The organism is Shewanella sp. 10N.286.52.A9, from assembly GCF_041468985.1.
Classification (GTDB): domain Bacteria; phylum Pseudomonadota; class Gammaproteobacteria; order Enterobacterales; family Shewanellaceae; genus Shewanella; species Shewanella japonica.
Map to the genome: position 1 here is coordinate 277832 of NZ_JBFRJQ010000004.1, position 22015 is coordinate 299846.

Annotated in this window: 21 protein-coding genes; 8 read left to right on the top strand and 13 right to left on the bottom strand. The window is 38.7% G+C overall.

What is annotated here, in order from left to right; genetic code table 11:
• Positions 1-5: 5 nt before the first annotated feature.
• The gene (locus AB4128_RS03780) at positions 6-1001 is read right to left on the bottom strand and encodes an acyltransferase family protein (RefSeq protein WP_372036901.1); all 996 of its coding nucleotides are present in this window, start codon (positions 999-1001) and stop codon (positions 6-8) included.
• A gap of 1213 nt (positions 1002-2214) precedes the next feature.
• Here AB4128_RS03780 and AB4128_RS03785 point away from each other — a divergent pair.
• The 3 genes from AB4128_RS03785 to AB4128_RS03795 all read left to right on the top strand — a co-directional run bounded on the left by AB4128_RS03785 (position 2215) and on the right by AB4128_RS03795 (position 5347).
• Positions 2215-2811, top strand: coding sequence for a transglutaminase-like cysteine peptidase (locus tag AB4128_RS03785; RefSeq protein ID WP_080915937.1), 597 nt, complete (start codon positions 2215-2217; stop codon positions 2809-2811).
• A gap of 106 nt (positions 2812-2917) precedes the next feature.
• Entirely contained in the window at positions 2918-4882 is a 1965-nt protein-coding gene (locus AB4128_RS03790; RefSeq protein ID WP_372036979.1) for an EAL domain-containing protein, read from the top strand.
• Between the two features lie 21 nt (positions 4883-4903).
• Positions 4904-5347, top strand: a complete 444-nt coding sequence (locus AB4128_RS03795) for a hypothetical protein (protein WP_055023322.1) — start codon at positions 4904-4906, stop codon at positions 5345-5347.
• A gap of 80 nt (positions 5348-5427) precedes the next feature.
• Here AB4128_RS03795 and AB4128_RS03800 read toward each other — a convergent pair whose 3' ends face one another.
• The 9 genes from AB4128_RS03800 to speE all read right to left on the bottom strand — a co-directional run bounded on the left by AB4128_RS03800 (position 5428) and on the right by speE (position 13572).
• Positions 5428-6306 (bottom strand): RimK/LysX family protein, encoded by an 879-nt coding sequence (locus AB4128_RS03800; protein WP_192022847.1) that lies wholly within the window; start codon positions 6304-6306, stop codon positions 5428-5430.
• Positions 6307-6346: 40 nt separating this feature from the next.
• On the bottom strand, positions 6347-6697 hold the full coding sequence (locus AB4128_RS03805; RefSeq protein WP_055023324.1) for a DUF3802 family protein: 351 nt from the start codon (positions 6695-6697) through the stop codon (positions 6347-6349).
• Positions 6698-6750: 53 nt separating this feature from the next.
• Positions 6751-7341: a YceI family protein gene (locus tag AB4128_RS03810; RefSeq protein ID WP_372036904.1), complete on the bottom strand. Its 591-nt coding sequence runs from the start codon at positions 7339-7341 to the stop codon at positions 6751-6753.
• 90 nt (positions 7342-7431) lie between these two features.
• Entirely contained in the window at positions 7432-7881 is a 450-nt protein-coding gene (locus tag AB4128_RS03815; protein ID WP_055023326.1) for a YaiI/YqxD family protein, read from the bottom strand.
• Positions 7882-7934: 53 nt separating this feature from the next.
• Positions 7935-8573, bottom strand: a complete 639-nt coding sequence (gene pdxH / locus AB4128_RS03820; RefSeq protein ID WP_065107867.1) for a pyridoxamine 5'-phosphate oxidase — start codon at positions 8571-8573, stop codon at positions 7935-7937.
• A 234-nt stretch (positions 8574-8807) separates the two neighbouring features.
• Positions 8808-9740 carry an agmatinase gene (gene speB, locus AB4128_RS03825; RefSeq protein ID WP_055023328.1) on the bottom strand — a complete coding sequence of 311 codons (933 nt, stop codon included), beginning with the start codon at positions 9738-9740 and terminating at the stop codon, positions 8808-8810.
• A 31-nt stretch (positions 9741-9771) separates the two neighbouring features.
• A complete protein-coding gene (locus AB4128_RS03830) occupies positions 9772-10701 on the bottom strand; it encodes an adenosylmethionine decarboxylase (RefSeq protein ID WP_055023329.1) in 930 nt (309 codons plus the stop codon).
• 51 nt (positions 10702-10752) lie between these two features.
• Positions 10753-12666 (bottom strand): biosynthetic arginine decarboxylase, encoded by a 1914-nt coding sequence (speA, locus tag AB4128_RS03835; RefSeq protein ID WP_055023330.1) that lies wholly within the window; start codon positions 12664-12666, stop codon positions 10753-10755.
• Positions 12667-12693: 27 nt separating this feature from the next.
• Positions 12694-13572: a polyamine aminopropyltransferase gene (speE, locus tag AB4128_RS03840; protein WP_372036907.1), complete on the bottom strand. Its 879-nt coding sequence runs from the start codon at positions 13570-13572 to the stop codon at positions 12694-12696.
• 489 nt (positions 13573-14061) lie between these two features.
• Here speE and AB4128_RS03845 point away from each other — a divergent pair, with 489 nt between their 5' ends.
• The 4 genes from AB4128_RS03845 to AB4128_RS03860 all read left to right on the top strand — a co-directional run bounded on the left by AB4128_RS03845 (position 14062) and on the right by AB4128_RS03860 (position 17479).
• The gene (locus tag AB4128_RS03845) at positions 14062-14895 is read left to right on the top strand and encodes a S1 RNA-binding domain-containing protein (RefSeq protein ID WP_065107864.1); all 834 of its coding nucleotides are present in this window, start codon (positions 14062-14064) and stop codon (positions 14893-14895) included.
• A 78-nt stretch (positions 14896-14973) separates the two neighbouring features.
• Positions 14974-15633, top strand: coding sequence for a YceH family protein (locus tag AB4128_RS03850; RefSeq protein WP_055023333.1), 660 nt, complete (start codon positions 14974-14976; stop codon positions 15631-15633).
• A gap of 113 nt (positions 15634-15746) precedes the next feature.
• Positions 15747-16580, top strand: coding sequence for an ABC transporter permease subunit (locus AB4128_RS03855; RefSeq protein ID WP_192022851.1), 834 nt, complete (start codon positions 15747-15749; stop codon positions 16578-16580).
• Positions 16577-17479, top strand: a complete 903-nt coding sequence (locus AB4128_RS03860; protein WP_372036910.1) for an ABC transporter ATP-binding protein — start codon at positions 16577-16579, stop codon at positions 17477-17479. Before AB4128_RS03855 ends, AB4128_RS03860 begins: the two co-directional genes overlap by 4 nt.
• A 566-nt stretch (positions 17480-18045) precedes the next feature.
• Here AB4128_RS03860 and AB4128_RS03865 read toward each other — a convergent pair.
• From AB4128_RS03865 to AB4128_RS03875, 3 genes are all read right to left on the bottom strand, one after another.
• Positions 18046-18252, bottom strand: a complete 207-nt coding sequence (locus AB4128_RS03865; protein WP_012155714.1) for a cold-shock protein — start codon at positions 18250-18252, stop codon at positions 18046-18048.
• A 278-nt stretch (positions 18253-18530) separates the two neighbouring features.
• A complete protein-coding gene (rlmA, locus tag AB4128_RS03870; protein ID WP_119968651.1) occupies positions 18531-19349 on the bottom strand; it encodes a 23S rRNA (guanine(745)-N(1))-methyltransferase in 819 nt (272 codons plus the stop codon).
• Between the two features lie 98 nt (positions 19350-19447).
• A complete protein-coding gene (locus AB4128_RS03875) occupies positions 19448-20428 on the bottom strand; it encodes a hypothetical protein (RefSeq protein WP_372036912.1) in 981 nt (326 codons plus the stop codon).
• 150 nt (positions 20429-20578) lie between these two features.
• On the opposite strand from AB4128_RS03875, the gene sbcB reads away from it, so the two are divergent.
• Positions 20579-21991: an exodeoxyribonuclease I gene (sbcB, locus tag AB4128_RS03880; RefSeq protein ID WP_372036914.1), complete on the top strand. Its 1413-nt coding sequence runs from the start codon at positions 20579-20581 to the stop codon at positions 21989-21991.
• The last annotated feature ends 24 nt before the right edge of the window (positions 21992-22015 follow it).

A 22015-nucleotide genomic window follows, 5' to 3' on the forward strand; every position in this document is an offset into this window, starting at 1 on the left:
AGAAACTAATTTGAACTTAATTTATTCCCGAAGAAAATAAAGTCAGAATACTTATTTTTATTAAAAACAAACTCAATAATTATCGGTCCAAGAATACCGGTAAATAAGCTTGTAAAAATGATGAGTGATGTATTTTCTATACCAAGTTTATGGCTAACGATTCTCGTAGCTGCTGTAAAAAAAACATGAAACAAGAAAATGCTATATGAAAAGCGACCTATGGCACTAAATGTTTTTGATTTAAAATTAAACACATACAATAGAATACAAACAAGCAGGCTTATAAACACTCTATTCGCTCTTTCTAGCATTTCTGCAAACTCACTAAAAAAAAGATGAGAAACAATCAGCGAACAAAAACAAGTCAGCGTAATTTTGATTAACAAACTAAAATCAATACGAAAACGAGAGAATAAACAACCTATTAAAAAAAATGGCAATAAATAGAAAGCCCCCTCTATCGAAAAGTATTTTATGTTTACGCCTAAAATGTATATAGAAGTCATGATGACTAATAATATAAGCCAGTAGGGTTTCGCATTATTGCTGATAGAAAAGAATAGCTTTTCAATTAACGCTACAAACAAAAAAATGAGAAATAACGACTCAATGAACCAGTAATGCCCTACTGGTAAAATATGGATAAGGAACAAATTTTCTTCACTATTGCTTGCAGGAACCAACCATTGAGTGATCGCAAATAACGTACCGACCGACAACATGGGCAGTAAAAGCCTTCTTGCCTTTTTAGTGACAAAATTATGATAATTTGCCGAAACAGGCCTTAATCCATAAACAAAACCAGCCAACAAACCAAAAAGTGGCATTCTTACATAGATAAAAATATCATTCAGTTCTCTTAAGAAACCGTTTTCGATTTTTAAACCATACTCTGGTGTTGATCCAATGACGTGATACAAGACCAACATAAAACATGCTAACCCTCTTAGACTGTCAATGTTACTTTGAAATCTAGAATTGATTGTAATGGCCGCCGTCACTTTACACACCTTGCAGGGTTATTTTGCCACGCTACCGCCCCTGAATTTATAGCTTCCAGTGCGCTAGGATTTCCAAATTTTGGTTATGCTACTTAAGAACAATCTTCTGATATCGAAAATTCTACTTAGTTAGTCGTTACTTAGCATGGCGATAAACTCTGAAAGCCAACGCTAAATCACAACAAAACAGCAACAAAGAAACACTAAAAAAGATCTTGATGTAACACTTTGTCGCATACCGTTATATTTTAACGACTTAGCTATAATTTACTTTCTTGGCTTCAAAAAAGCGCTCATTATAGTCAAGTTTTTGACACAGGTGAAAGGTTATTTTTATTTTTTTGCCAATTAATCCTGTTTAGCTACAAACGATTATATTTTTTGTTTATTACGACTAGATTAAATTGCACTACAATGAGGCGCCAAAGCACCAATATTTTCAGCACCCTGTTCCACAAAAATAAAACACCCACCTTTTCAACAAGATAGATAGATCAAAAAACTTTCTATTACTCAAAACCCTGTAAACGGTTATGCAATCAATACTTATGCCAACTCGCGAAATTATGGGGTTGAACAAAAAAATTATTATTATTGCTTATTAAATCCCAAAAGTTGGTATCATGCCCGATGACTTTTGCACATAATTCCGTCAATTTTTCGCCAAATACAAGGCACAACAAACCGCAACATCAGTTAATTTTATGTGATCAAAAATTTCTTTTACGTTATTTAATTACATAAAAGCGGCTACTAAAGAGTGGTTTAATTTAACATTTAGATGATAAATTCACCTCGACCAGAGGAAAAAGTGACAGATAACGCGGGGCTAATGTAGCTGACAGACTTAACAACAAGGTAAACACCTTGTTGTTAATTCTATGAATTCTGATGGGTTATTTTGATGAGATAGCAATAAAACAGAAATATTTGTAACCAATACTAAAGTTTAAAATAACGAGAACTAGCTCAATAAAACAACCAGACACACTTGGCATGGCTGTGTAATATATTGATTCAATTACTATAAGTATGGTTTTTATTCTAATGCCGTTACGTTATGATTGTTTAGACATTCACTCAGTTAAGCCATCAATGATAAAAGTGGACAATCGAAAATTTGCTAATTAGTCGCAATATAAATCAACTTAGGCATTTTATTCAGTTGAAAATCAAAGCGCTTAGTGTTGTAAGTCTTATTAGTTTGACTTGCATGGCTACGGTTGCCGATTACTTTTTTACCGACAATTTTTATCAAGACATTGAAAACCGTTATGGCATTAACAGTGTTCAAGATTTTAAAGACTGGCAACAATTGATTGAAGATGGTGAGAATTTAGATGACTTTAGCCGTCTCAATCTGGTAAATCAATTTGCTAATAGAAAGATAAGGTATCGATTAGATATTGATCACTGGGGTAAAAATGATTACTGGGCAACACCTATCGAGTCTTTAGGTACCCGAGGTGGGGACTGTGAAGATTATGCCATTTTTAAATTTTTTACTTTAAAGGCAATGGGGGTTGATGAGTCCAAACTGCGTTTAATGTACGTTAGAGCATTAACGATAAACGAGCCCCATATGGTTTTAGTCTATTTCGAAAACTTGAGAGACATGCCATTAGTATTAGATAACCTTAAAACTAAAATTTTACCAGCCAATAAAAGAACTGATCTGAAGCCGATATATTCATTTAATGGCCAAGGGCTATGGCTAGCAAAGGCTCAAGGTCTTGGTAATGCTAAACCGACTAGTACCGGTAATAAAAATTGGACCGAGTTACTCAAACGAATAGAACAAGGCGATTAAGAGGTATAACTTGAATTTTTCAAATGGACTTTCACTCAGAGCACAACTTTATATCTTGGTTTCAAGTTTATGCATTTTTACCTTGAGCGCGTCTTTATATAATAATGTGTCAAACATGCAAGATTATCTGAATGATCAGCTGGCCTCTCACGCACAAGGGGCTGCGCATAATCTAGGGTTATCTATTTCACCATACATGGATGAAGAAGGCTTAGTGACAGCAGAGATAATGACTAATGCCATTTTCGATTCAGGTTACTATCAATTTATCCGATTCACTGATTTTGATGACAATATTCTATTTGAGCGAACTAACCCAACGTTAGCTCACCGAGTACCACAATGGTTTATGAACTGGTTCACATTACAACCTCCTATCATGCAAAGTGAAGTGAGTGACGGTTGGCGATTGGCTGGGATATTAAAAGTACAATCTAATGCAGGGACATCCTACACAGCACTTTATGATCATAGTATCAGCGCATTAAAATCGACACTTTTACAGTTATTCATTGCCCTAATCTTTTCATACTTCATCTTAAAATCGGTGCTTATCCCGCTACTTTCTATTGAAAAGCAAGCAAAAGAAGTGACTCAAAAACAATTTAATTTTAACCCTTCGAAGCCTTTTACAACTGAGTTACGTACTGTTGTCAATGCTATGAATACCATGGTTGCCAATATTCAGCGTTCCTTTTCTGAACAAACAGCACTTGCAGAACAGCTATCACAAGAAGTATATGTTGATTCGTTAACTCATCTCCCTAACCGTCGAGCACTGCTAAAAAGATTTGATTCGTTACAAGCTGAAGCCCAGATACAAGGGGATCGTTTTTTTGTCAGTTTAGTATCAATGCCCTCACTCCAATCAATTAATAGTAATGAGGGCTATGGCAGCGGTGATAGCTATATTAGTGAAGGATCGGAGCTGCTTTTATCTCTAAGTCATAATATAGAAGGTATCGATGTATACCGAATTTCAGGTTCTGAATTTGCAATTCTGGCTTATGTCACTGAAGAAATAGCAAATGAATTTAGCCAAAATATGCTAGATGCCTTCAACATTGCCAATTCCTCTCGTTTCGAAGAGGGTTTTGCTAACCAAGTTATTACTAAAGTGTCGTTAACCGATTCTTTTACCGACGTTACAAAGCGTTTAGATACATTACTCACACACGACAATTATTTAGCTTCTCCGATGACGTCCAATATTTCGACTCCCAACGAAGCACGTTCGCGCTCCGAATGGGTCAATATTATTTCTGAGTTCACTGACTATTATCAAAATGAAATAGCAAATGCGAGTAGTGCTGATTTCAGTATTAAATGCATCCCATTGGAAAAATTATTTGATCTCACTATGCAACCTGTAGTCGATAAAGATAATAATATTTTATATGTTGAGTCTTTTGTTCGCTTTAAGCATAACGGTAAAGAGCTTCCCACTGTTGATGTTTTCGCCATGGCAGAACGCCTTGGATTACTCGATAACTTAGAGCGTGCTGTAGTAAGCTTTATTTTTCTTAAACTACAACAAATTAAGCAAACTACTGTTGCCATCAACATCAGTAATACAGCCCTCCATGATGCTAACTTTCATCAATGGTTATTTACTTTATATCGCCAATTGCAACACCGCTTACCGCCAATTTTATTTGAATTTAATGAAACAGCAGCTATGGTATCGCTAAATTCCACGAAGCAATTTATCTCTCAGGCCAAAAGCGCAGGTATTGGGATTACGATCGAAAGATTTGGCTCTAGTTTGACCTCTTTCCAATATATAAAGAATATGGACATCGATTTTGTCAAATTAGATGGCAGCTATATCCGAGACATAGAGCAGGCAGATACGCAATTTTTCATTCAAACGGTGACACAGATTTGTCACGGCATTGGAATCAATGTTATTGCACCACAAATCGAAACAGAACAAGTATCACAGCACTGTTTACACATGAATATTGATGGCCTTCAGGGCAACGGTTTATTCGCTGTAAAGAATTTTAATCATATTGATGGACTAACAATCAATACTGCAACCATGCTAGACTTAGCAGACTTTAATTAATCTATTTATCGAGGAACGATAATGTTAAAGCAAAAATTATTAGCATTAGCTATATCTTCACTATGTATATCTGGAGCATATGCAGAAGTGAACCAAGAAGAATTCACTGCTGGTTTGGTCACTGCCTCTGCTGAAGGGAATTCCCCTGCACAGTACGCTCTGGCTCAAATGCAAAATAATCCTGCTGATAGTGCCGACATACTTGGTTTTGCTTTAATTGCTGCTGATAGCGATATGGCAATCGTTAAAAGTGTCCTAGCTGCAGCCCTTGAAAGTGGAATGGATCCAGATGAAATTCTAGCTATCGCGCTAGCCAATGGCATTGACCCTTCTATCGTTTCTGAGGTTATCGAAGAAACTCAAACTGCAGCGGGTGCATTTGCACTGGGCGCAGCCCCAACACCAGGTGCACTAGGATTAGGTGGCGGTTCTGGCGGTGGTGGCGGAACAATTTCGGGTAACTAATCGCCTTCCACAAAAAAAACCTGCATTATGCAGGTTTTTTTTGTACCACTTTTAATATATAACTATCAAAACTGAATTAACTACATGTCCACATCGACAATGTAATGCCCCTGAAGCCAATTGCGACCAATAAGTAATTTGTAGGTCATTTTGCTTCGGTCCCTTAAGTTAACATCAACTTTGAATTCTTGACCTGGTTCACCAATGGTTAACGTCACCATATATCTAATTTCACTACCCTGAGCATTACGAATAAGTGACGTGCTATGAATTCTTGCAGTAACGTCTACTGTTTCATTTTTCTCATTCATGGTTGTAAATGTCACATCTTTACCGACATTGTTTTCCATGTTTTCTTTATCTTCATCTTTAATTCTTAAGTTTGTTGCATGAAGTGAATTCTCGACCGCACCAGTATCAATACGAGTATCAAACATCAAACCAGACTCAACAATGCTAATGTCCGCTGTTGGACCGATAAATTTCTTTTCTGAAACATCAACCACATACTTTCCTTTAAGCCAATTACGACCAATAAGTAGTTTGTAATCCATGGTTGTTCTATCTCGTAAATTAACCTTAACTTTACGCGTGTTATCACCAAACTTAATCGGTAATTTTACTGCATAACGAGTTTCTGTACCTTGAGAGTTACTAACCGTAGATGTACCAACAATTTCGGCAGTAACGACTTGCTTCTCGCCTTTTTCATTAAACGTAGTGAAAGTAACGTCTTTACCCACATTATCTTTCATTTTTGTTGCGCTGCCACCAGCAACAGAAATATCTAATGCATGTAATGATGAGTTCACTGCACCGGTATCCATTCTTGCCTCAAACACGATGCCATCAGCACTAACTGACATCATCTCAGTTTGTCCTAAGACTTGTTTGTCTACAGCAAAACTTGAAAAAGAAACTCCACCTATTAATAGTGCGGCAATGACAGATTTAAGCATTTGAATTCCTAATTATGACTTTTAAAAACAAGGTGCGGGTTTATCGTAAAATTTGTTCGATTTCTTTATCAAAAAGGTTTTTGATTAAACCAGAAAACTCTGTAATAAAAACTGATTGCTCTGGCGTGGCATTATGGCTAGCTACACTTGCTAAAATTTCTTCAAGATCATAGACAATAGCGTCGATTTCTCGAATCACCTTATTACGTTGCGCGAAAGATAAATTAGGGTTTTGACCACAAACCATGATGATTTGTGCAGAGAGTTGATCTTCAAATAATTCCATCACCGTTTGATTATTGATGCTGGTATCTTCTGAAGCTTCAAATAAACCAAGGTGTTCTGTTAAATATTGAATTAAGTGAATATAGCCGTCTTTATCAGTGACCATTAAATGCCCTATTAACGTGGCTTAAGCTGTTAACTATAAGCCACATTGTATAATTATTGAGACAGAGTGAGTACAAACGATACGGGAACAGCTAAGCTTATACTGCTTAATCCAGCTATTTCACGTAATTTGTTAACCCCTTCTACTAAATCGAAATCATTCGCCTGTACAATTACTGGCGCTAAACTGCTTACTACCATTTTGGTATCAGAAAGCTTTGCCACCAATACATCAAACGACATTTGGCGGGTTTTACCATGCAAATCAATAGTGCCATCAATTTGTGTCATTAACGTTGAGCCGACACTCAAATCTGCCAGCAATTTCGGGTTAATCACTGAATTTAATTTCACTTGTGGGTATTTAGCCACTTCGAATAACATGGTTTGCAATCTTTCATCACGTATTTCAATCCCTGTATCTACACTGACTAATTCAATCGTTAAATTGAATGCTCCTTCAGGGGTTAAGCTGCCACTGACCTGTTTAAAGTCATGTACTTCTGCAATATCGCCTTTTTTAACAGAAATAAAACTGACCTTTGAATGCCCTTGCTTGACCTGCCAGTCAGCGGCGAACGCCGATGCAGATAATAGCGCTGTTGACACTAATGCCACTGGTAACGCTGTTAGCCATTTTTTCATCATTAATCCCTTTTGTGAATAAAAACAGTTAAATTATAGATTAAAATTTATTAACTCGACTGGAATCAGCCAAGCTATTATTTTCTGAACTTATAAACGGCTCAGCCATTTATCTAACGCCTGTGCAAATGCATGTTTATCTGCCTGAGAAAAGCTATTTGGCCCCGTTGTATGGACACCACTGCTGCGAAGCTCTTCCATAAAATCTCGCATAGTTAATCTTTGTTTTATATTGTCAACAGTGTATATATCACCTCTCGGATTAAACACGACTGCGCCTTTGTCTATCGCATCAGCAGCCAAAGGAATATCACCAGTTATCACCAAATCACCCGCGTTAAGCTGCTCAACAATGTAGTTGTCTGCTTCATCAAATCCAGAGCTCACTCTAACAACAGAAATATTAGGTGAAGCAGGTACTCGAATTAACTGATTAGCAACAAGTACGAGAGGAATCGTTTTACGGTCTGCCGCTCTAAATAACATGTCTTTTACTGGGTTTGGGCATGCATCTGCATCAACCCATATTTTATGGCTCATTTTTTCTTCTTTAAAGTAAAGTCTGGCTCATTAATCTGGCTTCCCTAAGAAAATTAAGGCGCTAATCTATCGATATTCCAACCGGATGGTAACTTTTGATATATAAATCGATCATGTAATCGTTTTTCACCGCCTTGCCAAAACTCGATACTTTGCGGCTTAACTCTATAGCCTCCCCAAAACTTGGGAAGTGGCACATCGCCTTTTGCAAACTTGGCTTTCATTTCGTTAAATTTGGTTTCTAATGCTTGGCGTGCACTAATTTTACTTGATTGATTTGATACCCATGCAGCAACTTGGCTATCTTTTGGCCTTGTCATAAAGTACTTAGTCACTTCCATCATCGATAATGGCTCGGCTTCTCCGGTAATAGCCACTTGGCGCTCTAGAGGATGCCATGGGAACAATAAGCTGGTTTTTGCATTATTCGCTAAATGGGTAGCTTTTCGACTTTCAAGGTTGGTGAAAAATACAAAACCATCATTATCAAATTTTTTTAATAACACAATGCGCTGAAAGGGTTGACCATCAGCATCCACTGTCGCAACACACATCGCAGTGGGATCTGTTAACTCAGCATGTTTAGCCTGCTCAATCCACTTTTCAAATAACACAAGTGGGTTTTCAGGTAAGTCTTTGCGGCGTAATCCACCTTGAGTATACTCTCGGCGGATATCAGTTAAATCATTCATTAATATCCCTCTTTTATTCTCATCATTATACTCAAAGATACTGATATATGATCATTACATACTGGATAAATTCAGGAAAACATTAAGCTCGACGATTCAAGTCATTTCAAAAGGCTTCACTCTGAATATAGCCACAACACGGCGTCTGCATACGACGCTAAATAAGGTTCAACCTCTTAAATATAAAAAAGCCAGCAATAATCGCTGGCTTTAATTTAGCTATAAACCTTGGTGCTACTTTTTCACCAAACCTTTACCTTCTGCCCATACGTGCAGCATTTCTAGTCCCAGTGTTGCGCCTGCTAGTGCGGTAATATCAGCAGAATCATATGCTGGAGCAACTTCGACTACGTCCATTCCGACTATGTTCATGCCACGTAATCCACGAATGATTTTCATTGCTTTATCACTTGTTAGGCCACCACACACTGGTGTACCAGTACCTGGCGCATAAGCAGGGTCTAAACAGTCAATATCAAATGTGACATACAAAGGCATATCACCTACCCGCTGTTTAATTTGCGTGACGATTTGATCTGCAGTTAACTCATTCGCTTGTGCTGCATCAATAACATCAAACAAGTGCTCCGCTTTGTTGTACTCGGTTCTGATCCCCACTTGAATTGAGTTTTCAGGCGCAATCAAGCCTTCATTAGGCGCATGATAAAACATTGTGCCATGATCATACTTACTACCTTGGCTATATGTATCGGTATGAGCATCAAAATGCAGCAATGCCATTTTTCCGTACTTTTTGTGATGAGCACGTAGCAAAGGCAATGTCACAAAATGGTCACCACCAAAACTTAGTAAGGCTTTGTCACTCTCTAAAATGCGCGTTGCAAATGCTTCTAGACGAGTCGTGAAGTCTTCTTGATCGCCACAATCAAAAACTAAATCACCCGCATCAACGACATTAATGGTTTCACAAATAGAAAAATCCCAAGGCCAGCGAGTCTCCTCCCAAGCAAGGTTAACAGATGCACGGCGAATGGCTTCAGGTCCCATTCTGCCACCAGAGCGGCCTGTCGTTGCCATATCAAAAGGTAAACCGATGACAACAACATCAGCATTGGTTTCTGTTGGTTTAAAATTTAATGGCTGACGTAAATATCCAAATGCATTGGAATACAGTGAATAATCTGCTTTTTCAGCAAAAGTGCTCATAAAACTCTCCGTAAAGGCAATAAGCCAATAACTACAAATATTCTGGGATCAGTACTTCATGACAAAGTTGCTGATAATGACTGAAATCAATGTTGTAACCTTGTTCGGTTGCCAAAGAGCAACTGCCTAAACAAAGGTGAGCAGGAAATCCTTGGGTATTCTTAGGTGAATTAAACCCAATCACATCCCAACTGCCAGGGTTCAAAATTGACAGTAAACGAGCATAAATATCGACACTGTGATTGGCTAAATTAACATTGGTTTCAAGGCTCACATAAGAGCTTTTCTCTTGAGGTGTGATATGAATAGTAAAATATTCATTGCCTTTAATGCCGTTAATTGAATAACCAAATGGCTCAAATAAAAAGTCATCAACAGCGAAATCAGGAAACAGCTCAGATAACGCTAATAAATCCCGTATACCTTGTTTACTCTGATTTACGCCACGTAAATAATCCGCAGCCTTACCGTTAATGTGGTACATGAGTAATTCATTGGTTACGTCTGAATCAGGTGCAATAAATGGCCGCTTTGTACTGAACATATAGTGGTGATGCGAATCTAAGTGGCCAATTCGATATGCATTTCCTGCAATTGTTTTGCGTATTTTTTTCAAGTCATCTTGAAAAGAGCTTGATTGTAAGTGAGACAAATATTCATTTTTACGTTGGTAACTGGCAAATGCAATAGACTCTTCACCAACATGTTCGATGAATGACATCACAGCATCAGCCAGTGTTGTAGTGCCGCAGGTTAACATCACAAAACGGTCTTGCCAGACAAATAAACTAGACTCACTGAGTAAATAAGCATCGCAGTCTTCATTACTGATCGATGACAGAATTTCTGCATTAGCGCAGGCGACAATATCAGCCCAGAATGCTTGTCCAAATTCACGTATATTCAAAGATGAGTCAGCAATAATGACTTCAATCTTTTTCTCTGAACCTTCAAAAAACATATTAAAACCTACAAAAGCAGAGCCGTTTTATCGGCTCTGCGGGTACTCGTATTACGAAAAATCTTCTAAATAGGTATAACCTTTAAGACCTAACTGTAACTCTTCTAGTATTGATGTTCTTTCATCCTCAGCAATATGCTGATTGACCAATTCTTCATAAGTTCGCATAAACGCAACGGCGTCTAAGTTCACATAGCGAAGTACATCAGCAACTGTATCACCAGCAAGAACTGACTCAATATTTGGAATACCGCTTTCTTCAACCCTAACGACAGCAGAGTTGGTATCACCAAATAAATTGTGCATATCACCTAAAATCTCTTGGTAAGCACCAACCATGAAAAAGCCGATCAAATAAGGGCTTTCAGGTGTCCAAGCAGGAACAGGTAACGTAGTCTCAATACCTTGACCGTCTACATATTGATCAACAATACCATCCGAGTCACAGGTAATATCTAACATCACAGCCCGTCTTTCTGGTGGCTTATCAAGCCCGCTCAATGGCAGAACAGGGAATACTTGATCAATCCCCCATGCATCTGGAATAGATTGAAATAAGGAGAAGTTAACAAAGAACTTATCCGCTAACTTTTCATTCAACTCATCAATAATGGGTCTGTGATAACGGTTATTATTACTCAACAAACTCTTAAGAGCATGACAAACACGCAAGTTAGTTTGCTCAGCCCAAGCACGTTGCATTAATGTCAGTTGCCCGACAGAAAATAACGAGTGCGCTTCAGCAATATCGCTTTGAGTATCATGATAAATCTCAATAATAGCCCGATTATCAGGACGCTCACTCATATCAGTCCAAGACATCCACATATTATGAAGTAGCTGCGGCGCATCTTCCTCGGGCGGTTGAATGTCCTCAGGCTTGTATGATTCAGTGCCAATAACGTCAGTGATTAACACCGCGTGATGCGCTGTTAAGTGACGACCTGACTCAGAAATAATACGTGGCATTGGCTGCTCATATTCATTACAAATATCGGTTAACACATTGACGATATTATTGGCGTATTCAGTCAAACCATAATTCATCGAGTTATTACTTTGACTTCGAGTACCGTCATAATCTACAGCTAAGCCGCCGCCCACATCAAAGGTATCGATAAGTGCGCCCATTTTACGCAACTCACAGTAAAAGCGGCCAGCTTCACTTACACCTTGGCGAATATCTCGAATATTGGCGATTTGCGAACCCAAGTGGAAATGAATTAATTGCAGCGAACTCATCATATTGAGCTCTTCTAATTCATTAAGCACCTTAAGCACTTGCGCTGCAGATAAACCAAACTTTGATTTTTCTCCACCGCTGGCTTGCCACTTACCTTTGCCTTGAAAAGCAAGTCTAGTGCGGATACCCAGTCTTGGCGTCACTCCCAAATTTTTAGATTCTTCAAGAATCAACTTAAGCTCAGAGATTTTCTCGATGACGATGTAAACTTTATGACCAAGCTTTTCACCGATGAGTGCTAAACGCACATACTCTTTATCTTTGTAACCGTTACAAACGATAACTGAGCTGGCTTTTTGCGCCATAGCAAGTACGGCCATTAACTCAGGCTTACTACCTGCTTCCAGCCCTAGTTGTGGCACTTCCTTTGACTTTTGGCTAGCCAAAATCTCTTCAACAACGGTTTGCTGTTGGTTTACTTTAATCGGATACACTAACAAGTAATCATTTTGATACTCGTATTTTTGAATCGCCGCATTAAAGGCATCACATAAGTTTTCAACTCTGCGATGTAAAATTTGTGGGAAACGCACTAAAACCGGTAAAGCAACCCCAGCTTTAACCATATCTTTAGCCAACTCATTTAATCCGATAGTGCATTCTGGTTTATTCGGATCAGGGGTTACTGTCACCTCGCCACTATCATCAATACCAAAATACTGTTGACTCCAATGTGTCACGTTATAACTTGCACGAGCATTTTCGATAGACCAATCTTTCATATTATCCATTCCGTCTATTCAAGCAGATTATGCAGTTACCGACTGTGCGGACTTCACTGCAGTTTCAACAAAAGCGGGCAAAGCAAAGCTCGCCATGTGTAGAGCTGGCGTATAATACTGAGTGCTAATGTTCGCCTTTTCAAAACGTTGCTTGAGGCTAGTCAAGTCAAGTTCTCTGGCCGATACATCATCAGTTGCCCAAGCAAACGCCATTGTGCCACCAATATAAGTAGGTACGGCAGCATTGTAAAACCAGCAATCTTTTACATAAGGACTTAACCGCCTTACTGTGTCTTGTAATTCTTCTGGTTGCATAAATGCAACCCCATTTTGAGCAACAAAAATCCCTTTTTCAGTGAGGCATCTTTTACAGTTTTCATAAAATGCAGAGCTAAATAATACTTCGCCAGGGCCAATAGGATCGGTGCAATCTGAAATAATTACATCAAATTGCTGCTGACATTGCTCGATAAAATGCATTCCATCATCAATCACTAACGATACTCGATCGTCATCAAATGCGCCCTGAGAATGTTGTGGGAAATAGGTTTTACACATTTCGACTACGTTAGCATCGATTTCTACCATAGTAACCTGCTCAACGTGTTTATGCTTCAGCACTTGGCGCAGCATACCACCATCGCCGCCACCAATAATCAGCACCTTTTTAGCATCACCATGAGCAATAATAGGCACATGAGTCATCATTTCATGGTAAACAAATTCGTCTTTTTCGGTAGTCTGAATTGCACCGTTTAACGCCATTACACGGCCAAAGTGTTTATTTTCAAAAATACTTAAATGCCACTGTTCCGTTTTCTGTTCAAAAAGAACGTGTTCAACTTCAAAGTATTGGCCATAAGTCGGATGTAATGTTTCGTAATAAATATTTGATTTGTTTAGCATGTATATTGTCCAACGTTGTCGCTAATATCCAGACATTAACAACGTAGATTTAAGTAAAAATAACAATGTCGACTCAATTCAGCCACGGTGCTGATTGAGTCTCTATCCATGAGGTTCGATTCTTTGGTAGCCATAACAGTTAATCCGTCAAGCTAAACCCGACTTTTTCAAACTCTAAAACACTCATTGAGCTCAAACAAAAAAGCGGCGCAATTAAACCCTGCAAACCAGTATAATGCAAGTAAGAAAAACCTATTTTAGTATAAATTTAATTCAATATTTCTATCATCGCTTTGACATATGTTTTTTTTGTTAAAAACCAGTCATTTCGCAATCTTTTTTCTTTATGAACAACTGCATTTATTTAACGAATTGCACGCCTGTTACTGATTATATTTGTTTAGTTGGCTAACCCAAGTTACATGCCTTGCATATTGAGTATATAATTAGCGTGTTTTTACATTATCTTTAAGTCAAATAGAGTCAACAATGATACAAATCGGAAAGCGTTATTCTTTAGAAGTCGTTAAACAAGTTAGTTTTGGTGTATATGTAAATGCCCAAGAGTTAGGACAAGTACTACTACCAAACAAATTTGTGCCTAAAGACTGTCAAGTCGGCGACATGGTAGATGTCTTTCTGTATCTAGATTCTGAAGACATTGTTATTGCAACAACCCAGAAACCTTATGCTCAAGTAGGCGAATTTGCTTACCTAGAAGCAATTGCAACAGGACCTTATGGTGCCTTTTTGGATTGGGGACTAGAAAAAGATTTACTTCTGCCTTTTGGTGAACAGCACCGTAGCATAGAAGAAGGTAAATCTTATTTAGTGTATGTCCATGCCAATCATGTTGATGAACGTATTATGGCGTCGTCTAAAGTGGATAAGTTTTTAGATAAAACCCCGGCTGAATACACCGTTGGTCAACAAGTCGACCTTATTATTGGTGGCACCACCGATTTAGGTTTCAAAGCCATCATTAATAACGCTCATTGGGGCGTGTTATTTCAAAATGAAGTATTCCAACGTCTAAGTTTTGGTCAATCTATCAAAGGTTATATCAAACAAGTACGTGCTGATGGCAAAGTTGATTTAATTTTACAGAAAGCTGATAAGCAAAACCTTGATAGAAATGCTGAAACGATTATTAATAAATTGCATCGCGCAGGTGGCTTTTTACCGCTCAATGACAAAACCGATTCAGCGATAATTTATGATCAGATGGCAATGAGTAAAAAAGCATTCAAGCGCAGTATCGGCGGTTTATTCAAAGCGGGCCAAATCAGTATCGAGGATGATGGCATCAGATTGCTCAAATAGTCTGCAACACTGCTGAATTATTTGATAAAAAGCATGGTTCTGTTATAACAAACCATGCTTTTTTATTTGGAGTAATTTATGGAACTTAGCAATCAAGAAGCCCGAGTCATCGGCTGTTTATTAGAAAAAGAAATTACTACCCCAGAACAGTACCCGCTTTCAATCAATAGTTTGACCATGGCATGCAATCAAAAAAGTAGCCGTGAACCTGTAATGAGCTTGTCAGAGCAAGAAACTCAAGACATCATCGATAGCCTCACTAAAAAACGTCTTATCAGTGAACAAACAGGCTTTGGCAGTAGAGTCGTTAAATATAAGCATCGCTTTTGTAATACTGAATTTAGTGACTTACAGTTTTCTGCAGAACAATTAGCCGTCATCATCGTGTTATTGCTACGTGGCCCACAAACGCCAGGGGAGCTCAAAACTCGTTGTAATCGACTATTTGATTTTGAGAGCCCACAACAAGTTGAAAGCGCCCTTCACTCTTTAGCCTCACGAGATGAACCTTTAGTTGTGCAACTTCCTCGTGAAGCCAATCGCCGAGATAGCCGCTATGCTCAACTCTTCTCTGATAAGCATTATCTAGAGCAAGGGACAACGCAATTTGAAGTCAACACAGCGCCAGCAGCAAAAACGTCTACGAACCAAATACTGCAAGAGCGAGTAACCACTTTAGAAGAACAGGTCGCCGATTTGACAAAGCGTTTATCCGAACTTGAACAACTACTTGATTAAGCTAATGAGTAAAAAGTACAAAGTAACATTGGCTTAACAATAATTAATCTCTAAAGCATGAGCCATAGCGTATGATGGCTTTTCTTTTATCTCTTTCTCAAGGAAATGTGTAAATGGACTCAACACCCAGTTCATCGTCTTTGCGTCAAACCTGGCTAATTGCCAGTTATGAAGTTAGCAAACGATTTACCAATACCAAAGGTATTGCAGCGCTTATCGCTTTTTCATTACTTTGGACGATAATATTATTATATCCAGTTCAAAGCGCCTCAGTTTATATGCTAGAGCCTGGTTTTAAAGAACTGGTGCAACATATTTATGGCCCAGATGCACTTAATCAATTATTTAGTTGGAAAGTCGCTGAGTTTGCTGTGTTTTGGTGTATTGCCTTATATGTCTTTCCAATGTTCAGTATTTTCATTAGTGCCGATCAATTCAGCTCAGATAAGCAACGAGGCTCATTCCGTTTTTTAAGTTTACGTGTCAGTCGTGACAGTATCTTCTTTGGCCGATTTCTTGGACAAATGCTAATCCAAAGCTGTTTGCTATTACTTACCATCCTAGCGACGATAGTATTGATTCTAAGCCGTGATACAGGCTTATTTATGGACGCTTTAGTCAGCGCAGTGTCAGTATTTATCAATGTCTTTATTGCTCTGCTACCCTATACAGCCGTTATGGCCGTTTTGTCTTGGTATGCCAGTAGCGCAAGACAAGCTAGTATCTACGCTATTATTTTAGGCCTTGTCAGCTTTATTCTGATCGCAATTATTAATAGCCAATTACCAGCCTTGTCTTTCTTAAGCTGGGCACTTCCAGGCTCTCAGCTATCTCTCATGATTGATACTCAAGGATTGCAATCATTAATGTACGCACCAATACCTCTTATTCAAGCTGTCGCAATTCTTATTGCTGGGCGTATTTACATGCAACGGAGTGCATTATGAAGCTAATTACATGTGAAGGTGTCAGCAAACAATACGGCACAAAAACGGCACTAAACAAGATTAACTTGTCCTTAGACACCGGAGCACCAATTGCGCTAGTCGGCCCGAATGGAGCAGGTAAAACAACGCTATTTAGCTTACTTTGTGGTTACCTTCACCCATCTGAAGGCAAGATAACGATTTTAGGTGAAAAACCGGGTAGCCCGCAGTTACAAAACCTGGTATCGGCCTTGCCACAAGATGCCGCATTAGACCCGAATTTTACCGTCGTATCGCAGCTCACCTTTTTCGCGAAGTTACAGGGATTTACTCGTCAAGACGCCAAGCAAGAAGCGTTGAGAGTCTTAGAGCTTGTTGATTTGTCATCTGCCGCTTTAATGCTACCAAAAAGCTTAAGCCATGGTATGAGTAAACGTGTGTCAATCGCCCAAGCATTAATTGGCTCCCCGAAGTTAGTTTTACTGGATGAGCCTACTGCTGGCTTAGATCCCGCTAATGCCAAAAAAATCCGCCAAATCGTTAAGGATTTAGCACCTAAAACGACCTTTGTCATCAGTTCTCATAACCTTGAAGAACTTGAAAAATTATGTGATCAAGTGTTGTACCTCGAACAAGGAGAGCTTCAACAATCGGTTTCTATGAAAGCGGATGCAGAAACCGCCTTCTTAACCCTTACGATGCTAAACGCTGACATTGAGCAATTGGCTGATAAGGTCAGAGCGTTACCCAATATTCTTAATGTCAAAATGAATAATGATGAGCAACTTATCATTGAGCATCATATTGATACGAGTTTAGGCCTTGAAATGTCACTTTTGGCTCTATTTGTTGACAACAACTGGCAATATAAGGCCATGATGAAAGGAAGAAGCTTAGAGGAAACCTTATTCTCAAGTTAAATTAACTAGTCAGCTTGTTGTTTTAGAGCCAATAAGCACAATGACTGTTTATGACCATTCATATTTAAAAAGCCTGGTAATCACTACTGGGCTTTTTTGTGTCACCTACACGGCAACACTGGGTAAACACTAATAACGGCCGAAACGCTAATTCTGAAACGCGACTAATAACTGAACTGACAATGATTACAGTACAACAATCAGCAACAAAACTTGCATCATAAGCTCAGCTTTTGGCGGTGTTAGCCAAGTAACATGACCAAAGGCGTTAGCTAACTTAAATACTGGCCATACAAGGCCACATAGACTCATAAACAATGATGAACGGCGTATTATAGAATGCGATAGCCTGTGTTATATCAATGCTGCTAAAGACGGATAGGAAGAGTATTAAGGAGTTTATAACAATGCTTTTAAAGTCATCGATAAAGCCATCGATAAATTAATAAAAGGTCTAGCGACAAAAAGCCTGATGAAGATGACCCGTTATATTTTTTTCAGGCAAAAAAAAACTGCAGTCATAGACTACAGTTTTATTTAATTATACTAGCCGAAGCTAGGAATAATTAAACTACAGTTACGTTCTCAGCTTGTGGGCCTTTTTGACCTTGAGTAACAGTGAACTGAACTTTTTGACCTTCGTCAAGAGTTTTGAAACCGTCTGAGTTGATAGCACGGAAGTGAACGAATACGTCTGGGCCAGACTCTTGCTCGATAAATCCGAAACCTTTGTCAGAGTTGAACCACTTAACAACACCAGTAACTTGAGACATGATATAAATCCTGTATATATAAATTAAAGCCTTAACGGCGGTAGAGCTGAAAATGCCGGTTTTACTTATGTTCACAGGACGAAACTGGTCGTATTGAAACACATAAACTAAGCCCAACCTTCAAGCCCGATAGATTATGAACCTTTTTGCGGGTATGTCAACTAACATCAGCATTTTAATTCAATTAGTTATTACCATGCCCAAAATTCATGAATTCGATAGCTGTTTCCAACTAAATATCAGATTCAAAAAGTAAAATAGCAAATTTAAATGACAAATCAATTACGTTGATGAATTTCAATACTAAAGTCTAACTCACAGCTAAGTCCTTGATCTGCAATTTGGGTCTTTTGTTCTTGCGTCAACTTCCAAGCATAAGGGGTCATGTTTAAAAAATGTTCAATATCAACAGGGTCTGATAAATCCAATTGATAGCAAAGCCTTTCGTTATGCAGACAAGTAAAACCTTCAAGCTCAGCTTTTGGCTCATCATGGGGTTTAGGTTCACTGTAGATGATTTTTTTCATCGCGAAATGGTGCATAGGACCAGGCGAAACCGTAATTAAAATGCCGCCTTTTTTGATCACTCTTTGTAACTCATCCAGTTTAGAAGGCGCATAAATTCTCATAGCTAAATCAAATAACCCGTCTTCAAAAGGCATTTCATAGGCACTGGCTACACAAAAATGTAAATCAGGGTAGCGTTTGGCGGCATACTTAATTGCAGACTTAGAAATATCCAGCCCTTGCAGTACACAATCTACTTCCCTTGTGTGCGCCATGGCTTCAAATAGCCGATGACTGTAGTACCCTTCTCCACAACCTATATCTAATATATTTTCAGCATTAGCTGCGTATTCAATCGCAAGCTCATTTACCCTATCACTTAGTTTTTGGTAGTAGCCTTTATTTAAAAACTCACGACGGGCAAACATCATCGTTTTATTGTCGCCAGGGTCTTTTGAGTTCTTTTTCTGTACAGGCAATAAATTAACATAACCTTCTTTTGCACAATCAAATTGATGACGGTTTTCACAAGACCATGATTTGGCATTTAGGGTAAGCACCGTGCGGCACAAAGGACAAATATATTGCATTTTTTACTCAACAAGGAATTGAAATAACGGTTACTCAACAAGAGCAACGTTTAACATGACACTAAAAATGACAATGGTACGCAATGAGCACCCAAAAGTCAGTTATCTTCGGTTAACTTATCAACCATCAAACTCACATCCGCAGGAGCAAGTAACGCAAAACACTCTAATTTACGTTGTAAATCTTCAACATCTTTGGACAATTCATTTGCTGCTGATGCGTAATTAGTTCGCTGCTGTGATTGACTATACGTCCGTAATAGCCATTGTTGTTTATGATTAAGTAGATTATCAAGCTTTAACAATTGCGCTGCGATAATGGCGTGAACTTTATTTCTTTCTTCAGATAAATAGTGGCTAATATCAGCACGTACTTGTTCAATTTCACTAATATTCAAAGCGATAGTTGCTGGAGGTTCTTCATAATCAAAGTTTCTCGCTAAAATCGCTTTAGCCATGATCAATTCTTTGGGTTCTTGATTAAGGCGTAAATCTTTCTCTAGTGTAATCGCTTCACACACCGATTGTTCATATTCAATGACGACTCCTTCATCAGAATGAATAAAAGAAAACGTTAATGTAACGCCTTTTCTTAGCATGGCGGCAGATATTCGTGGCGCTATACCGACTCTGGCATACAAGCGGCAACCTTGACCTAATGATCTTGTAACTTTACCGAGATGTTTACTGACATCACATTGATGAGAAATAGTGTCAGAGCTGGGGCTTGTGTCAGGAACAGAATTTAGCGAATAACCTGCTGACGCTGTTGCCTCACTCGCTTTATTAACTTTCCCTTGATCAAGTTGCTCTTTATCAAGTCTGTCTTGGCCATGAGTATCTTTGTCATTCAAGCTTTCAACACGACTGACTGTAAAAAAAGGCTGGCAAGTGAGAATGATGCTAGCCCCCTGCTCATTTGTATGAGAGGGTAACTCACTAATAATAATTTCTGCCAAAGGCTGACTCAGCGCAGGAAGCAACACAAAATCACTGACATCATCAGCCAAAGAGACCAAAAGAGATTGATTTGGCTTTATTTCATATTGTATTGGTTGGCTGAATAGATGGTTGTACATAGAGACTCCGATGACGTTATATAAATTGTAACCATCAAACGGACTTACGTCACCTACTTAAAAAGCGTTCAATCACTAACGCCCCCTGTAAACATTAGTAATTAACAGTGTTAAGATATTTGCAATCGAAAAATAGGATAACTCTATATTATGGCAAGCGCTTTTCAACCTACCCTTTTTTGGCACGATTATGAAACATTTGGGGTGAGTCCAGCAAAAGACCGTCCTTCGCAATTTGCCGGTATTCGAACTGATTTAGATCTTAATATCATTGGCGAGCCAGAAAACTTTTATTGCAAGCAATCAACTGATTACCTGCCCTCACCTGAAGCCATTTTAGTGACAGGGATAACGCCACAACTTGCGAATCAAAAAGGCATGGTTGAAACTGAGTTTATGGGGCGCATTAATGCCATTTTCACTCAACCAAATACCTGTGTTGTTGGGTATAACTCATTACGATTTGATGATGAAGTCAGCCGTTATGGTTTTTATCGTAACTTTATTGACCCTTATGCACGTGAGTGGCAAAACGGTAACTCGCGCTGGGACATTATCGATTTAGTTAGAGCCTGTTATGCATTCCGTCCAGAAGGTATTAATTGGCCGCTTAAAGAAGATGGTTCACCTAGTTTTAAATTGGAGCATTTAACCCAAGCTAATGGATTGAGCCATGAACAAGCTCATGATGCTATGAGCGATGTCTATGCAACGATTGCAATTGCGAAACTCATCAAAGAAAAGCAGCCTAAATTATACGATTACTATTTTGAGCTTCGAAATAAGAAAAAAGTCGCAGAATTAATCCAAGGCGACTTCATGCAGCCGCTTGTTCATGTGAGTTCAAAGATTAGCGCTGCCAATGGTTGCATCACTTTAATTGCGCCTGTAGCACCTCATCCAACGAACAAGAACGCGATGATTTGCATTAATTTGGCAATGGATTTAAGCCCGCTCATTGACTTAACTGTGGCAGAAATCGTCGAACGTATGTATACACCTCGAAGTGAATTAGCCCCAGATGAGCTGCCAATTCCACTAAAGCAAATACATTTAAACAAGTGTCCGTTTATTGGAACTCCTAAACTACTATCAGAAGCCGTAGCACAAAGGCATCAATTTGATATGGACTTTGCCCGCAGCCAATATAAATTATTCAAACAACACCCTGAGCTTCGCGATAAAATGCAAGCTGTGTTTGATGTAAATGCTCACCCTGCTGTTACCGATCCTGATTTAATGCTCTATAGCGGAGGCTTTTTTAGTCACGCTGATAAAGCCAAAATGGAAATGATCCGCAATACCAAAGCCGAAAACCTCGCCGCTCTTAATCTCGACTTTGACGATCCTAGGCTCAGTCAAATGTTGTTTCGTTATCGAGCCCGTAATTACCCTGAAACATTGAGCCATGATGAATCAATGCAATGGCGAGAGTTCTGTCAGCAACGCCTTTCTGATGCTGATTATGTGATAAACCTCGAAAACTTATTAGAAGAAACCAGCGAGAATGAACACAAACAAAAGTTATTAAAAGCCCTATGTTTATATCTGCAATCTCTTTAAGCTTTTATCATTAACTTACTTTGT

What these genes read in the sequence shown, in the direction of transcription:
- AB4128_RS03785 (WP_080915937.1), top strand. Translation starts at nt 2,215, where the DNA reads ATGGCTACGGTTGCCGATTACTTTTTTACCGACAATTTTTATCAAGAC.
- AB4128_RS03795 (WP_055023322.1), top strand. Translation starts at nt 4,904, where the DNA reads ATGTTAAAGCAAAAATTATTAGCATTAGCTATATCTTCACTATGTATA.
- AB4128_RS03800 (WP_192022847.1), bottom strand. Translation starts at nt 6,306, where the DNA reads ATGCTTAAATCTGTCATTGCCGCACTATTAATAGGTGGAGTTTCTTTT.
- AB4128_RS03805 (WP_055023324.1), bottom strand. Translation starts at nt 6,697, where the DNA reads ATGGTCACTGATAAAGACGGCTATATTCACTTAATTCAATATTTAACA.
- AB4128_RS03810 (WP_372036904.1), bottom strand. Translation starts at nt 7,341, where the DNA reads ATGAAAAAATGGCTAACAGCGTTACCAGTGGCATTAGTGTCAACAGCG.
- AB4128_RS03815 (WP_055023326.1), bottom strand. Translation starts at nt 7,881, where the DNA reads ATGAGCCATAAAATATGGGTTGATGCAGATGCATGCCCAAACCCAGTA.
- pdxH (WP_065107867.1), bottom strand. Translation starts at nt 8,573, where the DNA reads ATGAATGATTTAACTGATATCCGCCGAGAGTATACTCAAGGTGGATTA.
- speB (WP_055023328.1), bottom strand. Translation starts at nt 9,740, where the DNA reads ATGAGCACTTTTGCTGAAAAAGCAGATTATTCACTGTATTCCAATGCA.
- AB4128_RS03830 (WP_055023329.1), bottom strand. Translation starts at nt 10,701, where the DNA reads ATGTTTTTTGAAGGTTCAGAGAAAAAGATTGAAGTCATTATTGCTGAC.
- speA (WP_055023330.1), bottom strand. Translation starts at nt 12,666, where the DNA reads ATGAAAGATTGGTCTATCGAAAATGCTCGTGCAAGTTATAACGTGACA.
- speE (WP_372036907.1), bottom strand. Translation starts at nt 13,572, where the DNA reads ATGCTAAACAAATCAAATATTTATTACGAAACATTACATCCGACTTAT.
- AB4128_RS03845 (WP_065107864.1), top strand. Translation starts at nt 14,062, where the DNA reads ATGATACAAATCGGAAAGCGTTATTCTTTAGAAGTCGTTAAACAAGTT.
- AB4128_RS03850 (WP_055023333.1), top strand. Translation starts at nt 14,974, where the DNA reads ATGGAACTTAGCAATCAAGAAGCCCGAGTCATCGGCTGTTTATTAGAA.
- AB4128_RS03855 (WP_192022851.1), top strand. Translation starts at nt 15,747, where the DNA reads ATGGACTCAACACCCAGTTCATCGTCTTTGCGTCAAACCTGGCTAATT.
- AB4128_RS03860 (WP_372036910.1), top strand. Translation starts at nt 16,577, where the DNA reads ATGAAGCTAATTACATGTGAAGGTGTCAGCAAACAATACGGCACAAAA.
- AB4128_RS03865 (WP_012155714.1), bottom strand. Translation starts at nt 18,252, where the DNA reads ATGTCTCAAGTTACTGGTGTTGTTAAGTGGTTCAACTCTGACAAAGGT.
- rlmA (WP_119968651.1), bottom strand. Translation starts at nt 19,349, where the DNA reads ATGCAATATATTTGTCCTTTGTGCCGCACGGTGCTTACCCTAAATGCC.
- AB4128_RS03875 (WP_372036912.1), bottom strand. Translation starts at nt 20,428, where the DNA reads ATGTACAACCATCTATTCAGCCAACCAATACAATATGAAATAAAGCCA.
- sbcB (WP_372036914.1), top strand. Translation starts at nt 20,579, where the DNA reads ATGGCAAGCGCTTTTCAACCTACCCTTTTTTGGCACGATTATGAAACA.